Consider the following 18080-nt stretch of genomic DNA (forward strand, 5'->3'; position numbering starts at 1 on the left):
GCGAGGTGCGCGGGCATCCGCCGATCGCTCAGATGAGCGGTGCGCCCGGCGCGAGGACTCCGAGCGCTACGAGTTGCCTGGCGAGGCTCGCACCGTCCGGCCCGTAGACCCAGCGGGGGTCCGTGGACTCGAGGGCGGCATCCTTTGCCCGTCGTCCGGCGAGAACCGCCTCGCTCGGGGAGAGCTCGCGAATGGCGACGGCCTCGACGCTGCCGGGGAACTCGCGCTGGAACTCGCTGTAGATGTCCTCGTCGTGCTGGCCATCGTCCCCGACCAGGATCCAGCGGATCCCGGGAAACTCCAGGGCCAGGCGACGCAGGTTGGCGCGCTTGTGGTCGGTGCCGCTGCGGAACCACCGGTCGTGGGTGGGGCCCCAGTCGGTGAGCAGCAACGCGCCGGCGGGGTAGAGGTTACGGGAGAGGAACCGGGTCAGGGTCGGCGCGACATTCCAGGCGCCCGTCGACAGGTAGATCACCGGGGACCCCGGCGCCGCCGCGGTGAGACGGTCCAGGAGTACGGCCATGCCGGGGGTGGGCACCCTCGCGTGTTCGTCGAGCACGAACGTGTTCCAGGCGGCGAGCAACGGCCGGGGGAGGGTCGTGACCATCACCGTGTCGTCGACGTCGGAGATGATGCCGCGATCGACGAGCGGAGCGACGATGAAGAGCGGCGCATCGACGGGTGCCGAGGCATCCGTGCTGAGTCGGGCGACCTGCCAGCCCGGCGTGAGCGGCAGCCGGATGACCGTGTCGACGACGCCGCCGCGGTCGGCGCTCACGCGGTGGCTGAAGCCGTTGATCTCGATCGTGACGGTGACGTCGTGCACGGGAACCGCGGTGAAACTGCGCCAACCGCGGATGCCGGCCTCGCGCCGTTCGGCTCGCCAGCGTCTGCGCGTGACGGCCTTCTTGGTCCGAGCCGGCTTGGCCAGCAGAACCCGGCAGAGAATCCGCACCCATTCGGTGCTTCCGTATCCCGCGTACGGGATGACCGTGGGCAGATAACCGCGTTTGCGGGCGCTACGCTCGCGACGTTCGTGCATCCAGTCTTCGATCCGGGCTGCGCGATGCATCATTTTCGCAGGTCGGCCCGCATTCGTTGTTCTGGAAGGCTTCGGCACGCCTCCTAGTTTGTCATGTGCCGCCCCTTTCGGGAGGATCCAGTCGTGCCGCGACCCGTTTGGCATCGCCGGGGGGACAAGACCCGTAGGATTGGGTCCTACTTCAAGGAGGACAAGTGTCAGTGAGTGACCTTTTCGAGGGGGACATCGTTGAGGCCGGCGCACAGGTCCGGATCGAACCCATCCAGCAGCGCAGCACGGCACGCCTGTCCGGCCTGCTCGATGCCGCTGCCGTCGTCGTCGACGAGGTCGGCTTCGACCGGATCACGACCGCGATGGTGGCTGAACGCGCGGGGGCATCGATCGGAACCGTGTACCGCTACTACCCGGACCGGGTCGCAGTACTGCATGCCCTGCGTGAGCGGGCCATTCAGCGATATCGACTCCGCGTCGCCAGGGAAATCAAGCTTGCAGACCCGAAGACCGCCTGGGAGACCATCGACTGCGCCATCACGGCCTTCGTCGAGATGTACCGGACCGAACCGGGCTTCCGCATCATGCACTTCGCCGACAGGGAACGGCTTCCGATCAGCTCGGCGAGCCCGGCCGACGGGATCGAGGTCGGCTTCCTGGCCGGCCAGCTCGCAATCGCTCTCTCCGAGCGGTTCGGCCTCCCGTACGGGCCGGATCTGCTGTTCCGGCTTGAGGTCATGGTCGAGATGGCCGCAGCGGTCCTGTCGAGAGGGTTCCAGTCCAACGTCCTGGGCGACGAGCGATACATCGCGGAGGCGAGGCGGGTCATCGCGGTATACCTGGCGGGCTACTACGGCGAGGAACTCGAGCAGGACGGTGCAGCAGTCCCAGTCTTGGAATCTGCTGAGTAGAGCTTGGCATCCGGCGGCTTTCCTGATTGGGTGGGAGATCGCTGGCACGTGTTGATTCGACATCAAGCGAGGAATGGGCCACTTCCATGATTGAGTTCCGATCGGTGACGAAAGAATTCCCGGACGGCACCCTTGCGGTCGACGACTTCAGCCTCACGGTTCCCTCGCACCGCACGACCGTGCTCGTCGGATCCTCCGGCTCCGGGAAGACCACCCTGCTGCGGATGATCAACCGCATGGTCGATCCGACGTCCGGCACGATCGAGATCGACGGCGTCTCCGTCGCGTCCCTCGAACCCGTGAAGCTGCGGCGCAGCATCGGCTACGTGATGCAGAATTCGGGACTGCTCCCGCACCGCACCGTCGTCGACAACGTCGCGACCGTGCCCCTTCTGCGTGGTGTGCCGCGCAGGACGGCGCGGGCGGATGCGCTGCGCCTGCTGGACACCGTCGGGCTCGACCGCGCCATCGCCGACCGGTACCCGAGCCAGCTTTCCGGCGGCCAGCAACAGCGCGTCGGCGTTGCCCGCGGCCTCGCCGTCGATCCCAATATCCTCCTGATGGACGAGCCCTTCGGCGCCGTCGACCCGATCGTGCGCGCGGAGCTGCAGCAGGAGCTCATCCGGCTGCAGCACGAGCTCGGCAAGACCGTCGTGTTCGTGACGCACGACATCGACGAGGCGTTCCTGCTCGGCGACCAGATCGCCATCCTGCGGGAGGGCGGCCGGATCGCCCAGCTCGGCACCCCGGCCGAGATCCTCGCCAACCCGGCCGACGACTTCGTCGCGAGCTTCGTCGGTGCCGACCGGGGAAAGCGCGCCCTGCACGTCGAGAGCCAGGACGGCTCGGACGTGCTCGTCGACTCGGACGGGCGACCCGCTGGCGTTCTCGTCGGCCAGCGCTCCGGCGCTGGCCCGTCCGGCGGGGCCCGGTCAGACGTCCCGCACATCGTACCGACGGAAGGCCCGCCCCGGTGACGTGGCTCTGGTCGAACCTCGACCTGGTCTGGCTCCGCACCCTCGACCACATCGTGCTGAGCCTGCCGCCGATCCTGCTGAGTTTCGTGTTCGCGCTCCCGCTCGGCTGGCTGGCCAACCGGTACCGGCCGACCCGCGGGGCGATCCTGTCGATCGCCGGCCTGTTCTACGCCATTCCGTCCCTGCCGCTCCTGTTCATCCTGCCGGTGATCATCGGAACGAGCCTCCGCTCGCCGGCGAACCTGATCGCCGCACTCACCCTCTACGGGCTCGCGCTCATGGTGCGTGTCGTCGCCGACGGACTCGCGTCCGTCGACCCCGACGTGCGGCAGTCGGCCACCGCGGTCGGTTTCTCGGCGTGGAGCAGGTTCTGGCTCGTCGAACTCCCGCTCGCCGGCCCCGTGCTCCTCGCCGGGGTGCGCGTCGTCGCCGTCAGCACCGTGAGCCTCGCGACCGTCGGCGCCGTGATCGGAGCAAAGAGCCTCGGCAGCCTGTTCACCGACGGTTTCCAGCGCGGCATCCAGGTCGAGATCATCACCGGCATCGTGGCGACCGTCCTGCTCGCCCTCGTGCTTGACGGGGCTGTCGTGCTGCTCGGCCGGGTGCTGATGCCGTGGACCCGCCGGACCCGGCGCATCCGCCCGGCACCCGCTGCGGTGCTCGGACCCATGCCCGTCGTTCGGAGTGTCGCATGAATTACTTCACGGATGCGGTCGCCTCGCTCCTCGACCCGGCGCACTATCCCGGGCCGACCGGGATCCCGGCCCGGCTCGGCGAGCAGCTCCTCTTCACGGTGGTGACCCTCGTGCTCGCCTCTGTCATCGCCATCCCGGTCGGATTCCTGATCGGGCACACCGGGCGCGGACGGGGGATCGCCGTCGCGACCTCCGGCGGGTTGCGCGCCATCCCCACCCTCGGCCTGCTCACCCTCGTCGCCCTCTGGATCGGCATCGGGCTCGGCGCCCCATACGTTGCCCTGACCGTGCTCGCGATCCCGCCCATTCTCGCCGGCGCATACACCGGGTTCGAGGCGGTCAACCGCGCGACGATCGACGCGGCGAGGGCCGTCGGCATGACGGAGCTTCAGATCGTGCGCCACGTTGAGATACCCCTCGGACTGCCCTTGCTCATCGGCGGGCTGCGGTCGGCGACCCTGCAGGTCGTCGCAACGGCCACCCTTGCCGCATACGTCGCCGACTTCGGGCTCGGCCGGTTCCTCTTCGCGGGGCTCAAAACCAACGATTACGCCCAGATGCTCGGCGGGTCGATCCTGGTGATCCTGCTCGCCCTCGTTCTCGAGGGCCTGTTCGCCGGTCTCCAGAAACTCGTCGTACCCCGCGGCGTCGCAGTCGGACGCCCCCCAGTCGACCGGAAGGCGTCGACCCGACGTCGCCCGGGGATGGAACCCGCCATCACGAAAGGAATCTGACAATGTTCACAGCGAAAAAAGGCCGGCTCGCGGCAGTCGCCGCGGTCGCGGTTGGGGCCGTCGTAGCCCTTGCAGGGTGTGCGTCCAGTAATCCACTGGGCACCGGAAGTAACGCGTCGAGCGCACCGACGACACTCGTCGTCGGATCCCAGGACTACTACTCGAACGAGATCATCGCCGAGATCTACGCCCAGGCGCTCGAGTCGAACGGATTCACCGTCGACCGCCAGTTCCGGATCGGACAGCGCGAGGTCTACCTGCCCGAGCTGAAGTCCGGGTCGATCGACGTCTTCCCCGAGTACACCGGAAGCCTGCTGCAGGCGCTCGACAAGGCCGCGGCCGGCGGAACGAGCGATGCCGTTCACGACCAGCTCGTCAAGGCCCTCCCGAGCGGCCTGACCGCCCTCGACAAGTCCGACGCGAGCGACCAGAACTCGTGGACAGCGACCCAGGCCTTCGTCGACACCTACAAGCTCACCGATCTCGCCTCCCTGAAGAACGTCACCGAGCCCATCACGGTCGGCGGCAACTCCGAACTGGAGACGCGGCCATACGGGCCGACGGCGCTCAAGGACAAGTACGGCATCACGATCGCCGGATTCGTGCCCGTTGAGGACAACGGCGGACCGCTCACCGTCAAGGCGCTGGTCGACAACAAGATCCAGCTCGCCAACATCTACACGGCAGACCCGAACATCAAGTCGAACAACCTCGTCGCCCTCTCCGACCCCGACGGCCTGTTCTTCCCGGACAACGTCGTGCCCATCGTCTCCAGCAAGGTCGACGAGAAGGCTGCCAGCGTCCTCAACAAGATCAGCGCGGCGATGACCGCTGCGGACCTCGTGAGCCTCAACGCCCAGAGCGTCAACGACAAGGAGTCGGCGGACAAGATCGCCTCCGCGTGGCTCGCGCAGGCGAAGCTCTTCTAGTTCGTCGCTCTCTCACCGCGGTCACCCGCGACCTCCAGGACCGCCCGGTTGCCTCGCAGCCGGGCGGTCCTGTCTGTGTCCGCTCAGGCCTGGGCGAGGAGCACGGCCGGCAGGACGAGGAGGGCAGCGGCAGAGCCGAGAACGGCGACGGAGGCCGCCGCGGTGAGGCGGGGCGGCGGGGTCAGCAGCCGGCGGACCCGGGGCGTGACGAGATCGACGGGACGGTCGCGGGAAACGAACGCCGCGGCATCCGCCGCCCCGGCGGAGAACCGGGCCTCAGGCGACCGGCCGAGCCCCGCAGAGCCGACGAGCGCGATCGCCGTCGCGAGGGTGTGGTCGTCGACGGCGAGCCTGGCCTGGTCGTCCGCGAGCATCTCGACGAGAAGGGCGACGGCGTTCTCGGCCCGGTTCGCGATCGGGAACCAGGGCAGGGCACTGTGCCAGGACTTGAACGCGACGAGCACGAGGTGGTGCCGCTGGGCGAGGTGGGCCTCCTCGTGGGCGACGACGGCGCGTACCTGCGGCGGGTCGAGCAGGCTGAGCAACCCGCGCGAGAGCACCGTCGCCGAGTGCGTCACGCTCGGCAGGCAGTATGCGACCGGGGAGGCGTGGTCGATGACGCGGGTGCCCGGTCGTCCCTCGAGGGGCTCGCTGAGCAGCCGGACCAGGTTGAGGTGCCTGCGCTGCTGGCGCTCCGCGTGCACGAAGGTCACGGCGAGGTTGAGTACGAGGTGACCGCCGAGCAGGAGCGCCCCGCAGAGGGCGAGAACGTGGTCGAGGGAGGTGCCTGCCGGGACCGAGCCGGTCGCGAGGTGGTCGGCGAGCGAGCGGATGCCGGCGACCGGGTTCGCGCCGAACGGGATCAGCCCGTAGACGAGGAGCGCCCCGATCATCGCGAGCCCGCCCGCGAGGGCGATCGACTGCCAGAGCACGAGGGCGACGCCGGGGGAGCCTGCCGGCCAGGCGGACCGCGCGAGCAGCACCGGAACCGGCCAGGCCAGCAGGACCGCGAGCACGCCGAGGGCGAGCGCCGTCGTCAGCACGACGACCGGTTCACTCGCGGTGCAACGGGATCGTTTCGAGGAGGCGGCGGAGAGTCTCCGCCTCCTGGGGACTGACATTGCCGATGAACCGGGCGAGGGCATCCTGCCGGTCGGGGGCGGAGCCGAGCACCTCGTGCATCAGCCCTGCAGTGTGTTCGGCGCGGGTCGTCATGGCACGGTAGCGATGCGGGCGGATGCCCCGGTCTCGAACGACGAAGCCCTTGGTTTCGAGACGCGACAGCACCGTGAGCACGGTCGTGGTTGCGAGCGGCTTGCGGTTCGCTGCACTCGCGGCCGGCGTGAGCAGGCGGTCACGCAATTCATTCGCCGGCAACGATTCCCCGGAATCCCAGAGGACATCCATCAGCAATCTCTCCAGCACACCGAGACTTCCCATAGTCAGGGAGTTTAGTATGCCGTTCCGCCTTCTTCTACGGGGTGTAGAAGTGTATATTTTCTACGTACCGTAGAAATGACGATCGCCGGGAGGGCGCATGAACGAGTGGCTTGACCCGCTGCTGCTATCGAGATGGCAGTTCGGACTGACAACCGTGTACCACTTCCTGTTCGTCCCGCTCACGATCGGCCTCGCCCTGACCGTCGCGATTTTCCAGACCGCATGGGTGCGCACCGACAAGACCAAGTGGCTCCAGCTCACGCACTTCTTCGGCAAGCTCTTCCTGATCAACTTCGCTATGGGCGTTGTCACCGGCATCGTGCAGGAGTTCCAGTTCGGCATGAACTGGTCGACATACTCCCGCTTCGTCGGCGACGTCTTCGGCGCACCGCTCGCCTTCGAGGGCATCACCGCGTTCTTCCTCGAGGCCACCTTCATCGGCCTGTGGATCTTCGGCTGGGACAAGCTGCCCAAGGGACTGCACCTCGCGACGATCTGGCTGACCGTGGTCGGATCGATCGCGTCCGCGTACTTCATCCTCGCGGCGAACGCCTTCATGCAGAACCCGATCGCCTTCCGGATCAATGAGGAACGTGGCCGGGCCGAGCTGACCGACATCGGCACGCTGCTGACCAACCCGATCTCGCTCGCCTCGTTCCCGCACACGATCTTCGCGTGCTTCATGGTGTCCGCCGGCCTGATCATCTCGGTCGCCGCGTTCCACCTCTACCGCAAGCAGCACGTCGACACGATGCGTCCGGCGCTCAAGTTCGGCCTGTGGATGATGGTCATCTCCGGTGCCCTGACGACCGTCTTCGGCGACTCCCTGAGCCTCGCGATGGTCAAGGCCCAGCCGATGAAGATGGCCGCGGCCGAGGCGATGTACCACACGGCGACGGGCGCCAACGCGTCCTTCTCGCTCTTCACCCTCGGTACCCCCGACGGCGTGAGCGAACTGTTCTCCGTCCGCATCCCCTACCTGCTCTCATTCCTCTCCACGCACACCCTCGACGGCACCGTCGAAGGCATCAACAACCTGCAGGACCAGTACACGACGCTGTACGGGCCCGGCGACTACACCCCGATGATCTGGGTCACCTACTGGGCCTTCCGCTGGATGATCGGACTCGGCATCGCGCACATCCTGGTCGCCGTGGTCGGCCTCTGGCTCACCCGCAAGGGCCGCAGCCCCCGGGCCACCTGGGTCTGGAAGGTCGCCATCTGGTCCTTCCCGTTCTCCCTCGCCGCCATGAGCGTCGGCTGGGTCTTCACCGAGATGGGTCGTCAGCCCTGGCTCGTGTTCGGGCTCCTGAAAACCCAGGACGGCGTCTCGCCCAACGTGACCGGCCTGACCATCCTGATCTCCCTCATCGCCTTCACGCTGATCTACGGCGCCCTCGCGGTCGTCGAGTTCCGGCTCATCCTCCGTGCCGTGCGGAAGGGCCCAGAGGATGCCCCGGTGCCGGACGCTGAGACCGGCATCACCCCCCAGCGCGTCACGGTCTACTAGGAGCAACTGATGGAACTCAACATTCTCTGGTTCTGGATCATCGCCGTGATGTTCATCGGCTACTTCGTCCTCGACGGCTTCGACTTCGGCGTCGGCATGTCCCTGCCCTTCCTCGGCAAGGACGACACCGACCGCCGGGTGCTGATCAACTCGATCGGACCGGTCTGGGACCTCAACGAGACCTGGGTCATCGTCGCGGGCGCCTCGTTGTTCGCCGCCTTCCCCGAGTGGTACGCCACGATGTTCAGCGGCTTCTACCTCGCCCTGCTCGTGATCCTCCTCGCGCTGATCGCGCGCGGGGTCTCCTTCGAGTACCGGCACCAGCGGCCGGAATCCGAATGGAAGAAGTGGTTCGACGGCATGATCGTCGTCGGCAGCGCCCTCCCTGCCCTGCTCTGGGGCGTCGCATTCGCCAACGTCGTCCAGGGCGTCCAGCTCGATGCCGGGCACAACTACACCGGCACCTTCTTCGACCTGCTCAACCCGTACGCCCTCCTCGGCGGGGTGACGACGCTGCTCCTGTTCTTCACCCACGGCGTCGTCTTCGTCTCCCTCAAGACCGAAGGGGACATCCGCCTTCGTGCCCGCAAGCTCGCCACCAAGGCAGGGCTCGTGACGATCGTCGTCGCAGCGTCGTTCCTGCTCTGGACCGTGCTCGCGTTCGGCAGCCTCTTCACCGCGCTGTTCGCCGTTGCCGCGGCCGTCGCGCTGATCGGGTCGTTCCTGCTCAACCTCCGCGGCAAAGAGGGCTGGGCATTCACGCTCATGGCGGCGACGATCGGCCTGGCCGTGCTCACCCTGTTCGCCTCGCTGTTCCCGGACGTGATGCCGGCGAGCAACGACGCCGCGAACAGCCTGACCATCGACAACGCGTCGTCGACGCCGTACACGCTCCAGGTGATGACGTGGACCGCGGTGATCGCCGCCCCGGTGATCTTCCTCTACCAGGGCTGGACATACTGGGTCCTGCGCAAGCGCGTCAGCCGCAGTAGCATCGAGCTCGCCGCGCTCTGACCTGCGGGCGCTCCCGCTGCGCCAGCAGTAGTTGCCGCGACCGCCGCCACCGAATAGTTACCGGCGAACAGTTTCCACCGAACAGAACGAGTACATGCGACCCCTCGACCCCCGGCTGCTCCGCTACGCCTCTGCCGCGCGGTGGTTCCTGGTCATCGGTGCCGTGCTCGGTCTGGCGCAGACGCTCGTCGTCGTCGTCTTCTCCTGGTTGCTCAGCCAGGTGATCACGCTCGCGGTGGGAGGCCACGACGTGACCGAACTCGGTCCGTACGTCGGGGGGATCGCCGCGGTCGTGGTCCTGCGCGCCGCGCTCGTCTGGCTGCTCGAGGTCGCGGCGAGCCGCGGCGCGGCATCCGTCAAGAGCCAGCTGCGCACCCGGGTACTGCGCGGGGTCGCCGAGCGTGGCCCGGACTGGCTTGCCGGCCAGCAGGGCGCACGCGTCTCCACCCTCGCGACCCAGGGGCTCGACGCCCTCGACAACTACTTCGCCAGGTATCTGCCGCAGCTGCTCCTCGCCGGGATCGCGACGCCGATCCTCGTGCTCGTGATGCTGTGGCAGGACCTCCCGAGCGGCATCACGGTGATCATCGTGCTCCCGCTCATTCCGCTGTTCATGGTCCTGATCGGCCAGGCCACCCAGGCCGTACAGAAGCAGCAGTGGGAGTCGCTGCAGCGGCTCGGCACCGGCTTCCTCGACCTCGTCGGCGGCCTCGGCACCCTCAAGATCTTCGGCAGGGAACGCCGGCAGACCGAACGGGTGCGCACGATCACCGAGGACTACCGGGCTCGCACCATGAAGGTGCTCCGGGTGTCATTCCTGAGCGGCTTCGTGCTCGAGCTCGGGGCGAGCCTCTCGGTCGCGCTCGTTGCGGTGTCGATCGGCCTGCGGCTCGTCGACGGCTCGCTCGGACTCGGCGTCGGACTCTTCGTGCTGCTGCTCGCGCCGGAGGCGTTCCTCCCGGTGCGCCAGATCGGCGTTCAGTTCCACGCCGCCGCCGACGGACTCGCCGCGGCCGAAGAAGTCTTCCTGATCATCGAGGGCGGTCCGGCAGCCGGGACGGCGATGGAGACAGCGGATTCAGCGAAGACAGCGGATGCAGCGGATGCCGCGGCGCCTGCGGTGCCGGCTTCGGTCACGACGCCGACGGGCTCCCTTCGCTTCGACGCGGTCACCGTGCGACGCGGAACGACCGTGACGCTCGCCGCGTTCAGCGCGACGCTCGCGCCCGGCCGGCTCGCGGTCATCGCAGGGCCGAGCGGCGCGGGCAAGTCGACCCTCGTCGCGACCCTCCAGGGCTTCGTGCCGTATTCCGGCTCCATCACCCTCGGCGAAACGGCCGTCGTGCCCGGGGGTCCTCGGCCCTGGCTCGCCTGGGCCGGCCAACGGCCGGGACTCCTCTCCGGGACGATCGCAGACAACGTCGCGCTCGGCGCCCCCGGCGTCGACCAGGCCCTCGTGGCCCGCGCACTCGACCTCGCCGGCGGCGGCGACCTGGACCCAGGGACAGCCCTCGGCGTGAACGGGGACGGTCTCTCGGGCGGCCAGGCTCAACGCGTCGCCGCGGCGAGGGCCATCTATCGCACGCTGGCGGACCGATGCCCGGTGCTCGTCCTCGACGAACCGAGCTCCGCCCTCGACGAGGCCGCAGAAGGCCGGTTGATCGCGGGCCTTCGCGAGCTCGCGGCCGCCGGCACGATCGTCATCGTGGTGAGCCACCGACCGGCCGTCGTCGCCGCGGCCGACCTCGTTCTGCAGGTCGTCCCGGTGTCCGAGGTGCCGGCATCCGCCGTTTCGCTCGGGGAGGACGCCCATGTCTGAGTTCCTGCCCCCCGCCAGGGTCCGCGCGATCCTGCGGCTCGCCCAGCCGTCCACGCGGCGTTTCCTGCCCGGGCTGGCCGCCGGCGTCGCGAGCGCCCTCTCCGCCGTGGCCCTGCTCGCGACGAGCGCCTGGCTGATCACCCGCGCCGCCGAACAGCCGCCGATCCTCTACCTGTCGATGGCGATCGTCGGCGTGCGCGCCTTCGCCCTCGGCCGCTCCGCGTTCCGCTACCTCGACCGGCTCACGAGCCACGATGCCGCCTTCCGCCAGCTCGCAGCGCTCCGGGTCGGCGTCTTCGAACGCATCCTGCCGCTCGCCCCCGCTGGACTCGCGAACACCCGCCGCGGTGACCTGCTCACGCGTCTCGTCCGGGACGTCGACGACCTGCAGGACTTCCCGCTGCGGGTCGTGCAACCGCTGGCAACGGCCGGGATGCTCGCCGTGGTGAGCGTCGTGGGCGTCTGGCTGCTCTCGCCGCTCGCGGCCCTCGGACTGGCGCTCTGTCTCGTCCTCGCCGGAGTGCTCGGCACGGCCGCGTCGGGGAGCGTCGCCGCCGGCTCCGAGCGGGAGCTCGCTCCACTCCGCGGGGACCTCGCCGACCGGGTGCTCGAACTCGTCGAGAACATCGACGTGCTCACGGCCTTCGGAGTGCTCGACGCCCGTCTCGAAGGGCTGGCCGGCGCCGACGACCGGCTGCGCCTGGCCACCCTGCGCCGATCCGTCGGCGTCGGCATCCAGGGCGCCGTGCTCTCCCTTTTCGCGGGCGCCGCGACCGTCGCAGCGCTGCTCGCCGGGTTCGGCGGGCTCTCGGGCGGCAGCCTGCCCGGCCCCGATTTCGCCGTGATCGTGCTCGTTCCGATGGCGGTCTTCGAGATCTTCGCCGTCGTGCCGGCCGCCCTCGGCGCCTGGCGCCAGGTGCGATCGAGCGCCCAACGTGTTGCGGATGCCGTACCCACCACGGTCCCGCGGGAGATCCCGATCGAGAGCGACGCCGATTCCGGGCGGGACGCCGTCGCCGCCATGTCCGCGCAGCCTGTGCTGCTGCTGAGAGGGGTCGGCGCTTCCTGGCCCGGCGCCACGGAGCCCGGCGTCTCCGGCGTGACCCTCCGCCTCGGCCCCGGTGAACGCGTCCACCTCGCCGGCCAGAGCGGCGCCGGCAAGACCACGCTCGCGCAGGTGCTCGTCCGTTTCCTCGACTACACCGGTTCGTACACGCTCGACGGGGTCGAGGCGAACACGCTCGCACCCTCCGCCGTGCGCCGCGTCGTCGGACTGTGCGAGCAACAACCCTGGCTCTTCGACGACAGCATCCGCCAGAACCTGCTGTTCGCCAGGGAAACCGCGAGCGACGACGACCTGCTCGCCGTGCTCGACCGGGTCGGCCTCGGCGACTGGACCGCACAGCGCGGAGGACTGGACGCGAGGGTCGGCGAACGCGGTGCCCTCGTCTCCGGCGGCCAGGCCCAGCGGATCGCCCTCGCCAGGGCGCTCCTGGCGGACTTCCCCGTGCTCGTCGTCGACGAACCCACCGCGAACGTGGACGAGGCGCAGGGCGACCGTCTCGTTCGGGACATCCTCGCGACGGCGGCAGAGGACGGCAGGGCCGTCCTGCTCATCTCGCACACCCCGGTGCCCGATGAGCTCATCACCGCCCGGGTGACCCTTCCCGCCTGACCCTGCCCGTCCGAGCCCGTCCGGCACTCCCGGGCCCGCCCGTCTGAATCTGCCGGTCCGGTCCGGCGAGCGCCCTAGGCTGGGGGCGTGTCCGCATCAGCCCGTCCTCGTCGCAGTCCCGGCAGGGGCGACGTCGAACGCTGGGACCTCGACGGCTGGTGGGACCCGGCGGATGCCTTCGACGCGCTCTACCGGGACAGTGCCCACGCGATCTGGCTCGACGCCGGCCCCGGCGCGCAGGCCGGCTTCAGCTACCTCGCCGGGCCGACCGAACGCTCCCGGTTCGTGACCGCCTCGGTACTGGATGGAACCGTGACCGTGACGGTTCCCGGCGACCCGCTCACCGTGCCCGCCACGAGCACCGGCACCGTTTTCGACTTTCTCAGCACCGATCTCACCACGCCAGGCGGCCCGCCGGGCGGTGAGGGAGCAGGCGGCTTCCACCTCGGCTGGGTCGGCTGGCTCGGGTACGAGCTCGGCGCCCAGACCCTGGGCGTGCCGCAGCCTCCCTCGCGCTACCCCGACGCCGCCCTGCTCGAGGTCGACCGGATGCTCGCCTTCGACCACGAGAGCCGCACCGTCACCCTGCTCGCCCGCAGGCAGCCGGGGGAGCCGGCCCGCCTTGCCGAGGACTGGGCCCGCGCCGTGCGGGCGCGACGGGACAGTTCTCCTGCGGCGCGGCATCCACTGTCGTCGGCCGGCGCGGTGGCTGCGGTGGACGTCGCGCCCGAGCAGCCCGGATCACCGCCCCGCGCCCGCTGGCGGCACGGCTCAGCCGACTACGCGGCCCTGATCGAACGCTGCCAGGCCTTCATCGCCGCGGGGGACGCCTACCAGCTCTGCCTCACCAACGAGATCACCGTCGACGTGCGACCGCACCCCGTCGTGGCCTACCACCGGCTGCGGGCCGGCAGCCCGAGCCACCACGGCGGCCTGCTGCGCTTCGGGGACACCGCCCTGTTGAGCGCATCGCCGGAGCAGTTCCTCACCGTCGGCACCGACGGCAGCCTCTCGAGCAAACCGATCAAGGGCACCAGGCCGCGTTCCGCGGATCCCGCCTCCGATGCCGGCCTCCGCGCCGACCTCGCCGCGAGTGACAAGGAACGCGCCGAGAACCTGATGATCGTCGACCTGATGCGCAACGACCTCGGCCGGGTGGCCGAACTCGGCACCGTCGCCGTCACCCGCCTCCTCGACGTCGAGAGCTACGCGCACGTCCACCAGCTCGTGAGCACGGTCGAGGCGCGCCTCGCCGCGGGGCTCACGGGCACGGATGCCGTCCGGTCCTGCTTCCCGGCCGGTTCGATGACGGGGGTGCCCAAGCAGAGCGCCGTCAGCCTGCTGCGCGGCCTCGAGGACGGTCCGCGCGGCATCTACTCGGGTGCGTTCGGCTACTTCGGCCGCGACGGAGCCGTCGACCTCGCCATGGTGATCCGCAGCATCGTCCTCGATCCCGCAGGAGCCTCGATCGGAACCGGCGGCGGAATCACCACCCTGTCCGTCCCGGCGGAGGAGGTCGAGGAGACCCGGATCAAGGCCGCGGCGCTCCTGACCGTGCTCGGTTGCGGCCCTGACCTCGTTACCGGCGCGGGTTGAGTAACCTAGAAGCTTGGACTGTGAAGCGTTCACGCCCGAATCACCAGAATGAGAGTCCCGTGGCACACGAGCACGACCGCACCCCATACGGCGTAGAGATCGACGAGGACGTCTATGACTTCGCCGCGATCCAGGCGAAGTGGCAACCCATCTGGGACGAGCTCGAACCGTTCCGGACGAGCGACCCCGACGACACCCGTCCGCGCAAGTACGTGCTCGACATGTTCCCGTATCCCTCAGGCGACCTGCACATGGGCCACGCCGAGGTCTACGCGCTCGGCGACATCGTCGCCCGGTACTGGCGCCAGCAGGGCTTCAACGTGCTGCACCCGATCGGCTGGGACTCCTTCGGCCTCCCCGCCGAGAACGCGGCCATCAAGCGCGGCATCGACCCGCGCGGCTGGACCTATGACAACATCGCGCAGCAGAAGAAGAGCATGAAGCTCTACGCCGCCTCCTTCGACTGGTCGCGTGAACTGCACACGAGCGACCCCGAGTACTACAAGTGGAACCAATGGCTGTTCCTGCAGCTGTACAAGAAGGGCCTCGCCTACCGCAAGGACAGCTGGGTCAACTGGGACCCGATCGACCAGACCGTGCTCGCGAACGAGCAGGTCCTGCCGGACGGCACGAGCGACCGCAGCGGCGCGATCGTGATCAAGAAGAAGCTCACCCAGTGGTACTTCAAGATCACCGACTACGCCGACCGCCTGCTCGACGACCTCAACCAGCTCGAGGGCACCTGGCCGGCCAAGGTCCTCAACATGCAGCGCAACTGGATCGGCCGCTCCATCGGCGCCGACGTCGACTTCGCCATCGAGGGCCGGGAGGCCGTCGTGAGCGTCTTCACGACCCGCCCGGACACCCTCTTCGGCGCGACCTTCATGGTCGTGGCCCCCGACTCCGACCTCGCCGCCGAGCTCGTCGCCGACTCCACTCCCGAGGTGCGCAAGCGCTTCCAGGACTATCTCGTGCAGATGCAGAAGAGCACGGACATCGAGCGCCAGGCCACCGACCGGCCGAAGACCGGCGTCTTCCTCGAACGTTTCGCGATCAACCCCGTCAACGGTGAACGCCTGCCGATCTGGGCCGCAGACTACGTCTTCGCGGACTACGGACATGGCGCCGTGATGGCCGTTCCCGCACACGACCAGCGCGACCTCGATTTCGCCCGGAAGTTCGACCTGCCCGTCCGGGTCGTCGTCGACACGACGGCGCCCCTGACCGGTACCCTGCCCGTGATCACGCCCGGCATGATCGACGGCACGGAGGAACTGCCGCTCGACCCCACGCCGCTCGATCCGGCAGAAACCGGTGTCGCGCTGGCCGGGGAAGGCCGCCTGATCAATTCCGGAGCCCTCACCGGCCTCAGCAAGAACAACGCGATCAAGCGCATCGTCGAGCAGCTCACCCAGGACGGCACCGGAAGGGCCGCGAAGAACTACCGGCTGCGCGACTGGCTCATCTCCCGCCAGCGTTACTGGGGCACCCCGATCCCGATCATCCACGGCCAGGACGGCGCAGAGATCCCCGTGCCCGAAGACCAGCTTCCGGTGCTGCTGCCCTCGACGGAGGGCCTCGATCTCAAGCCGAAGGGGACCTCGCCGCTCGGCGGCGCCACGGACTGGGTCAACGTACCCAACCCGATCGACGGCACCCCTGCGCGCCGCGACGCCGACACGATGGACACCTTCGTCGACAGCTCCTGGTACTTCCTCCGGTTCCTGAACCCGAACGACGACACCCAGGCCTTCGACCCGAAGGAAGCCGAGAAGTGGGCTCCCGTCGACCAGTACGTCGGCGGCGTCGAGCACGCGATCCTGCACCTGCTCTACGCCCGGTTCATCACCAAGGTGCTCTTCGACCTCGGTTACGTGACGTTCACCGAGCCGTTCACCGCACTGCTCAACCAGGGCATGGTCATCCTCGACGGCACCAAGATGTCCAAGAGCAAGGGCAACCTCGTCTACTTCACCGAGGAGATCGACCAGTTCGGCGTCGACGCCGTGCGCCTCACGATGGCCTTCGCCGGCCCGCCGGAGGACGACATCGACTGGGCGGACGTCTCCCCGGTCGGCTCGGCCAAGTTCCTCGCCCGCGCCTGGCGCATGGCCAAGGACGTCACGAGCGCGCCCGACGTGCTGTGGAAGACCGGTGACCCCGCCCTCCGCCGGGTCACGCACCGCTTCCTCGCCGACGCGCCCGGCCTGATCGAGTCCTTCAAGTTCAACGTCGTCGTCGCACGCCTGATGGAGCTCGTGAACGCGACCCGTAAGGTCATCGACACCGGCGCAGGCCCGGCCGATGCCGCGGTGCGGGAGGCCGCTGAGGCGACCGCCATGGCGCTCAACCTCTTCGCGCCGTACACCGCGGAGGACATGTGGCAGCGCCTCGGCTACGAGCCGTGCGTCGCGCTCGCCCAGTGGCGCAAGGCCGACCCGCGGCTCCTCGTCGAGGAGTCCGTCACGGCGATCGTGCAGGTCGACAGCAAGGTGCGCGAGCGCCTCGTGGTCTCGCCGAAGATCTCCGCTGACGACCTCGAGGGCCTCGCCCGCGCATCCGCATCGGTCATTCGCTCGATCGGGGACCGGGAGATCGTCCACGTGATCGTCCGGGCGCCGAAGCTCGTGAGCATCGTCACCAAGCCCGTCTGAGGTCCTGACGTCGTGAGGTCCTGAGGCACCTCGAGGATCCTCGAGGTGCCAGTGCCCTCGCCGATGCGCGTTGCGCGCCCTCGACAGGCCTGGGGCCGGTCCGGTTGTCCACCGGTCCGGCCCGGGCCGGCGCCCCGCGGGGCGGCGCGCATAGCCTGCCCGGATGGAGACTCCACGACCCTCGTCCTGGCCGGACGGGGAACCCGGGACAGGGCAGGGAGGGCGGTCCGGCCGGGGTCACGACCTGGAGCCGAACCCCGCCGACGCGGCTGGGCCGTTTCCCGACCGGATGTCGCCGCTCGACACCCTCTCGCCGTCCGCCCGCCGGCCGAACCGGGCCAGGCTCCGGATCGGCCTGGGCGCGGCGGTCGTGCTTGTGCTGGCCGCTCTCCTCATCGCGGTGATCGTCACCGCGCTCGGGCCGCAGGCCGGGCGGCAGGTCCTCGTCTCCGCGGTGGGCGGAGCCGCAGGCCGCGGAACGTCGACGGCGTCCCCGCCGGCCTCCCCAGACAAGGGTCCTGCCTCCGGAGCGGCCGGCTCCGGAACGGGGCGGGCCTCGCCGTCTCCGGACGCCGCTCGCACACCCGTCATCCTCGTGCACGTCCTCGGTGCCGTCCTCCGGCCGGGCCTGTTCGAATTGCCGGTCGGTGCCCGCGTGGTCGACGCCGTGTCGGCTGCAGGGGGATTCACCGCGGCGGCCGATCCGGCAGGGACCAATCTCGCCCGGCCGCTCGCGGACGGCGAGCAGGTCTACCTGCCCGCCATCGGTGAGACGGTACCGGGTGGAGCGGGCGGCACCGGTGGCACCGGCGGCACCGGCGGAAGCGCGGCCGGTTCAGGTGGAGCGGCCGGTCTTCCGGCGGTGAAGATCAATCTCAACCGGGCGACGGTGTCCGAGCTGGACGCGCTGCCACGGATCGGCCCGGCCATGGCGCAGCGCATCGTCGACTACCGGTCCGCGAACGGACCCTTCGCCGCCATCGAGGACCTCCGGAACGTGACCGGGATCGGAGACAAGACCTTCGAGGCCCTGAAAGACCTCGTGACGGTGTGAGACCGCCGACGGGAGGTAGTTCCAGGGCGGACGCACGCC

General features: G+C 69.3%; 15 protein-coding genes. 12 read left to right on the plus strand and 3 right to left on the minus strand.

The genetic code is table 11. The features are described from left to right. Positions 1–28 precede the first annotated feature (28 nt). Entirely contained in the window at positions 29–1075 is a 1047-nt protein-coding gene (locus RHM57_RS06480) for an App1 family protein (RefSeq protein ID WP_166787235.1), read from the minus strand. A gap of 167 nt (positions 1076–1242) precedes the next feature. On the opposite strand from RHM57_RS06480, the gene RHM57_RS06485 reads away from it, so the two are divergent. From RHM57_RS06485 to RHM57_RS06505, 5 genes are all read left to right on the plus strand, one after another. Beyond that, entirely contained in the window at positions 1243–1944 is a 702-nt protein-coding gene (locus RHM57_RS06485; RefSeq protein WP_241975252.1) for a TetR/AcrR family transcriptional regulator, read from the plus strand. Positions 1945–2030: 86 nt separating this feature from the next. Then, positions 2031–2921 (plus strand): ABC transporter ATP-binding protein, encoded by an 891-nt coding sequence (locus RHM57_RS06490; protein WP_134446079.1) that lies wholly within the window; start codon positions 2031–2033, stop codon positions 2919–2921. Then, positions 2918–3616 carry an ABC transporter permease gene (locus tag RHM57_RS06495; RefSeq protein ID WP_134446078.1) on the plus strand — a complete coding sequence of 233 codons (699 nt, stop codon included), beginning with the start codon at positions 2918–2920 and terminating at the stop codon, positions 3614–3616. Before RHM57_RS06490 ends, RHM57_RS06495 begins: the two co-directional genes overlap by 4 nt. After that, on the plus strand, positions 3613–4350 hold the full coding sequence (locus RHM57_RS06500; RefSeq protein WP_322189665.1) for an ABC transporter permease: 738 nt from the start codon (positions 3613–3615) through the stop codon (positions 4348–4350). The genes RHM57_RS06495 and RHM57_RS06500 overlap by 4 nt, the downstream gene beginning before the upstream one ends. A gap of 2 nt (positions 4351–4352) precedes the next feature. Next, a complete protein-coding gene (locus RHM57_RS06505) occupies positions 4353–5279 on the plus strand; it encodes an ABC transporter substrate-binding protein (protein ID WP_322135929.1) in 927 nt (308 codons plus the stop codon). Between the two features lie 83 nt (positions 5280–5362). Here the strand turns inward: RHM57_RS06505 and RHM57_RS06510 are convergent, their stop codons facing one another. Both RHM57_RS06510 and RHM57_RS06515 read right to left on the minus strand, forming a co-directional pair. Further along, positions 5363–6322: a M56 family metallopeptidase gene (locus RHM57_RS06510; protein WP_241987356.1), complete on the minus strand. Its 960-nt coding sequence runs from the start codon at positions 6320–6322 to the stop codon at positions 5363–5365. Between the two features lie 10 nt (positions 6323–6332). After that, positions 6333–6719 (minus strand): BlaI/MecI/CopY family transcriptional regulator, encoded by a 387-nt coding sequence (locus RHM57_RS06515; protein ID WP_134446075.1) that lies wholly within the window; start codon positions 6717–6719, stop codon positions 6333–6335. A gap of 97 nt (positions 6720–6816) precedes the next feature. Between RHM57_RS06515 and RHM57_RS06520 the strand changes: the two genes are divergently transcribed. The 7 genes from RHM57_RS06520 to RHM57_RS06550 all read left to right on the plus strand — a co-directional run bounded on the left by RHM57_RS06520 (position 6817) and on the right by RHM57_RS06550 (position 18041). Then, positions 6817–8229, plus strand: a complete 1413-nt coding sequence (locus tag RHM57_RS06520; protein ID WP_134446074.1) for a cytochrome ubiquinol oxidase subunit I — start codon at positions 6817–6819, stop codon at positions 8227–8229. 9 nt (positions 8230–8238) lie between these two features. After that, entirely contained in the window at positions 8239–9243 is a 1005-nt protein-coding gene (cydB, locus tag RHM57_RS06525) for a cytochrome d ubiquinol oxidase subunit II (RefSeq protein WP_322135926.1), read from the plus strand. 94 nt (positions 9244–9337) lie between these two features. Continuing rightward, positions 9338–11062, plus strand: a complete 1725-nt coding sequence (gene cydD / locus RHM57_RS06530) for a thiol reductant ABC exporter subunit CydD (protein WP_322140789.1) — start codon at positions 9338–9340, stop codon at positions 11060–11062. Beyond that, on the plus strand, positions 11055–12737 hold the full coding sequence (gene cydC, locus RHM57_RS06535) for a thiol reductant ABC exporter subunit CydC (RefSeq protein ID WP_322140790.1): 1683 nt from the start codon (positions 11055–11057) through the stop codon (positions 12735–12737). Before cydD ends, cydC begins: the two co-directional genes overlap by 8 nt. 87 nt (positions 12738–12824) lie before the next feature. Beyond that, positions 12825–14333, plus strand: a complete 1509-nt coding sequence (locus tag RHM57_RS06540; RefSeq protein ID WP_322135921.1) for an anthranilate synthase component I family protein — start codon at positions 12825–12827, stop codon at positions 14331–14333. A 59-nt stretch (positions 14334–14392) separates the two neighbouring features. Next, the gene (gene leuS / locus RHM57_RS06545; RefSeq protein WP_134446069.1) at positions 14393–16987 is read left to right on the plus strand and encodes a leucine--tRNA ligase; all 2595 of its coding nucleotides are present in this window, start codon (positions 14393–14395) and stop codon (positions 16985–16987) included. Positions 16988–17150: 163 nt separating this feature from the next. Beyond that, positions 17151–18041 carry a helix-hairpin-helix domain-containing protein gene (locus RHM57_RS06550; RefSeq protein WP_322189666.1) on the plus strand — a complete coding sequence of 297 codons (891 nt, stop codon included), beginning with the start codon at positions 17151–17153 and terminating at the stop codon, positions 18039–18041. Positions 18042–18080 lie beyond the last annotated feature (39 nt).

This window comes from Cryobacterium sp. 10S3, assembly GCF_034344045.1.
GTDB lineage: Bacteria > Actinomycetota > Actinomycetes > Actinomycetales > Microbacteriaceae > Cryobacterium > Cryobacterium glucosi.

Bases quoted from the DNA above. Each gene is read 5' to 3' on its own strand.
- RHM57_RS06490 (WP_134446079.1), top strand. From the start codon at position 2,031: ATGATTGAGTTCCGATCGGTGACGAAAGAATTCCCGGACGGCACCCTT.
- RHM57_RS06520 (WP_134446074.1), top strand. From the start codon at position 6,817: ATGAACGAGTGGCTTGACCCGCTGCTGCTATCGAGATGGCAGTTCGGA.
- cydD (WP_322140789.1), top strand. From the start codon at position 9,338: ATGCGACCCCTCGACCCCCGGCTGCTCCGCTACGCCTCTGCCGCGCGG.
- RHM57_RS06500 (WP_322189665.1), top strand. From the start codon at position 3,613: ATGAATTACTTCACGGATGCGGTCGCCTCGCTCCTCGACCCGGCGCAC.
- cydB (WP_322135926.1), top strand. From the start codon at position 8,239: ATGGAACTCAACATTCTCTGGTTCTGGATCATCGCCGTGATGTTCATC.
- RHM57_RS06480 (WP_166787235.1), bottom strand. From the start codon at position 1,075: ATGATGCATCGCGCAGCCCGGATCGAAGACTGGATGCACGAACGTCGC.
- RHM57_RS06505 (WP_322135929.1), top strand. From the start codon at position 4,353: ATGTTCACAGCGAAAAAAGGCCGGCTCGCGGCAGTCGCCGCGGTCGCG.
- RHM57_RS06515 (WP_134446075.1), bottom strand. From the start codon at position 6,719: ATGGGAAGTCTCGGTGTGCTGGAGAGATTGCTGATGGATGTCCTCTGG.
- RHM57_RS06550 (WP_322189666.1), top strand. From the start codon at position 17,151: ATGGAGACTCCACGACCCTCGTCCTGGCCGGACGGGGAACCCGGGACA.
- cydC (WP_322140790.1), top strand. From the start codon at position 11,055: ATGTCTGAGTTCCTGCCCCCCGCCAGGGTCCGCGCGATCCTGCGGCTC.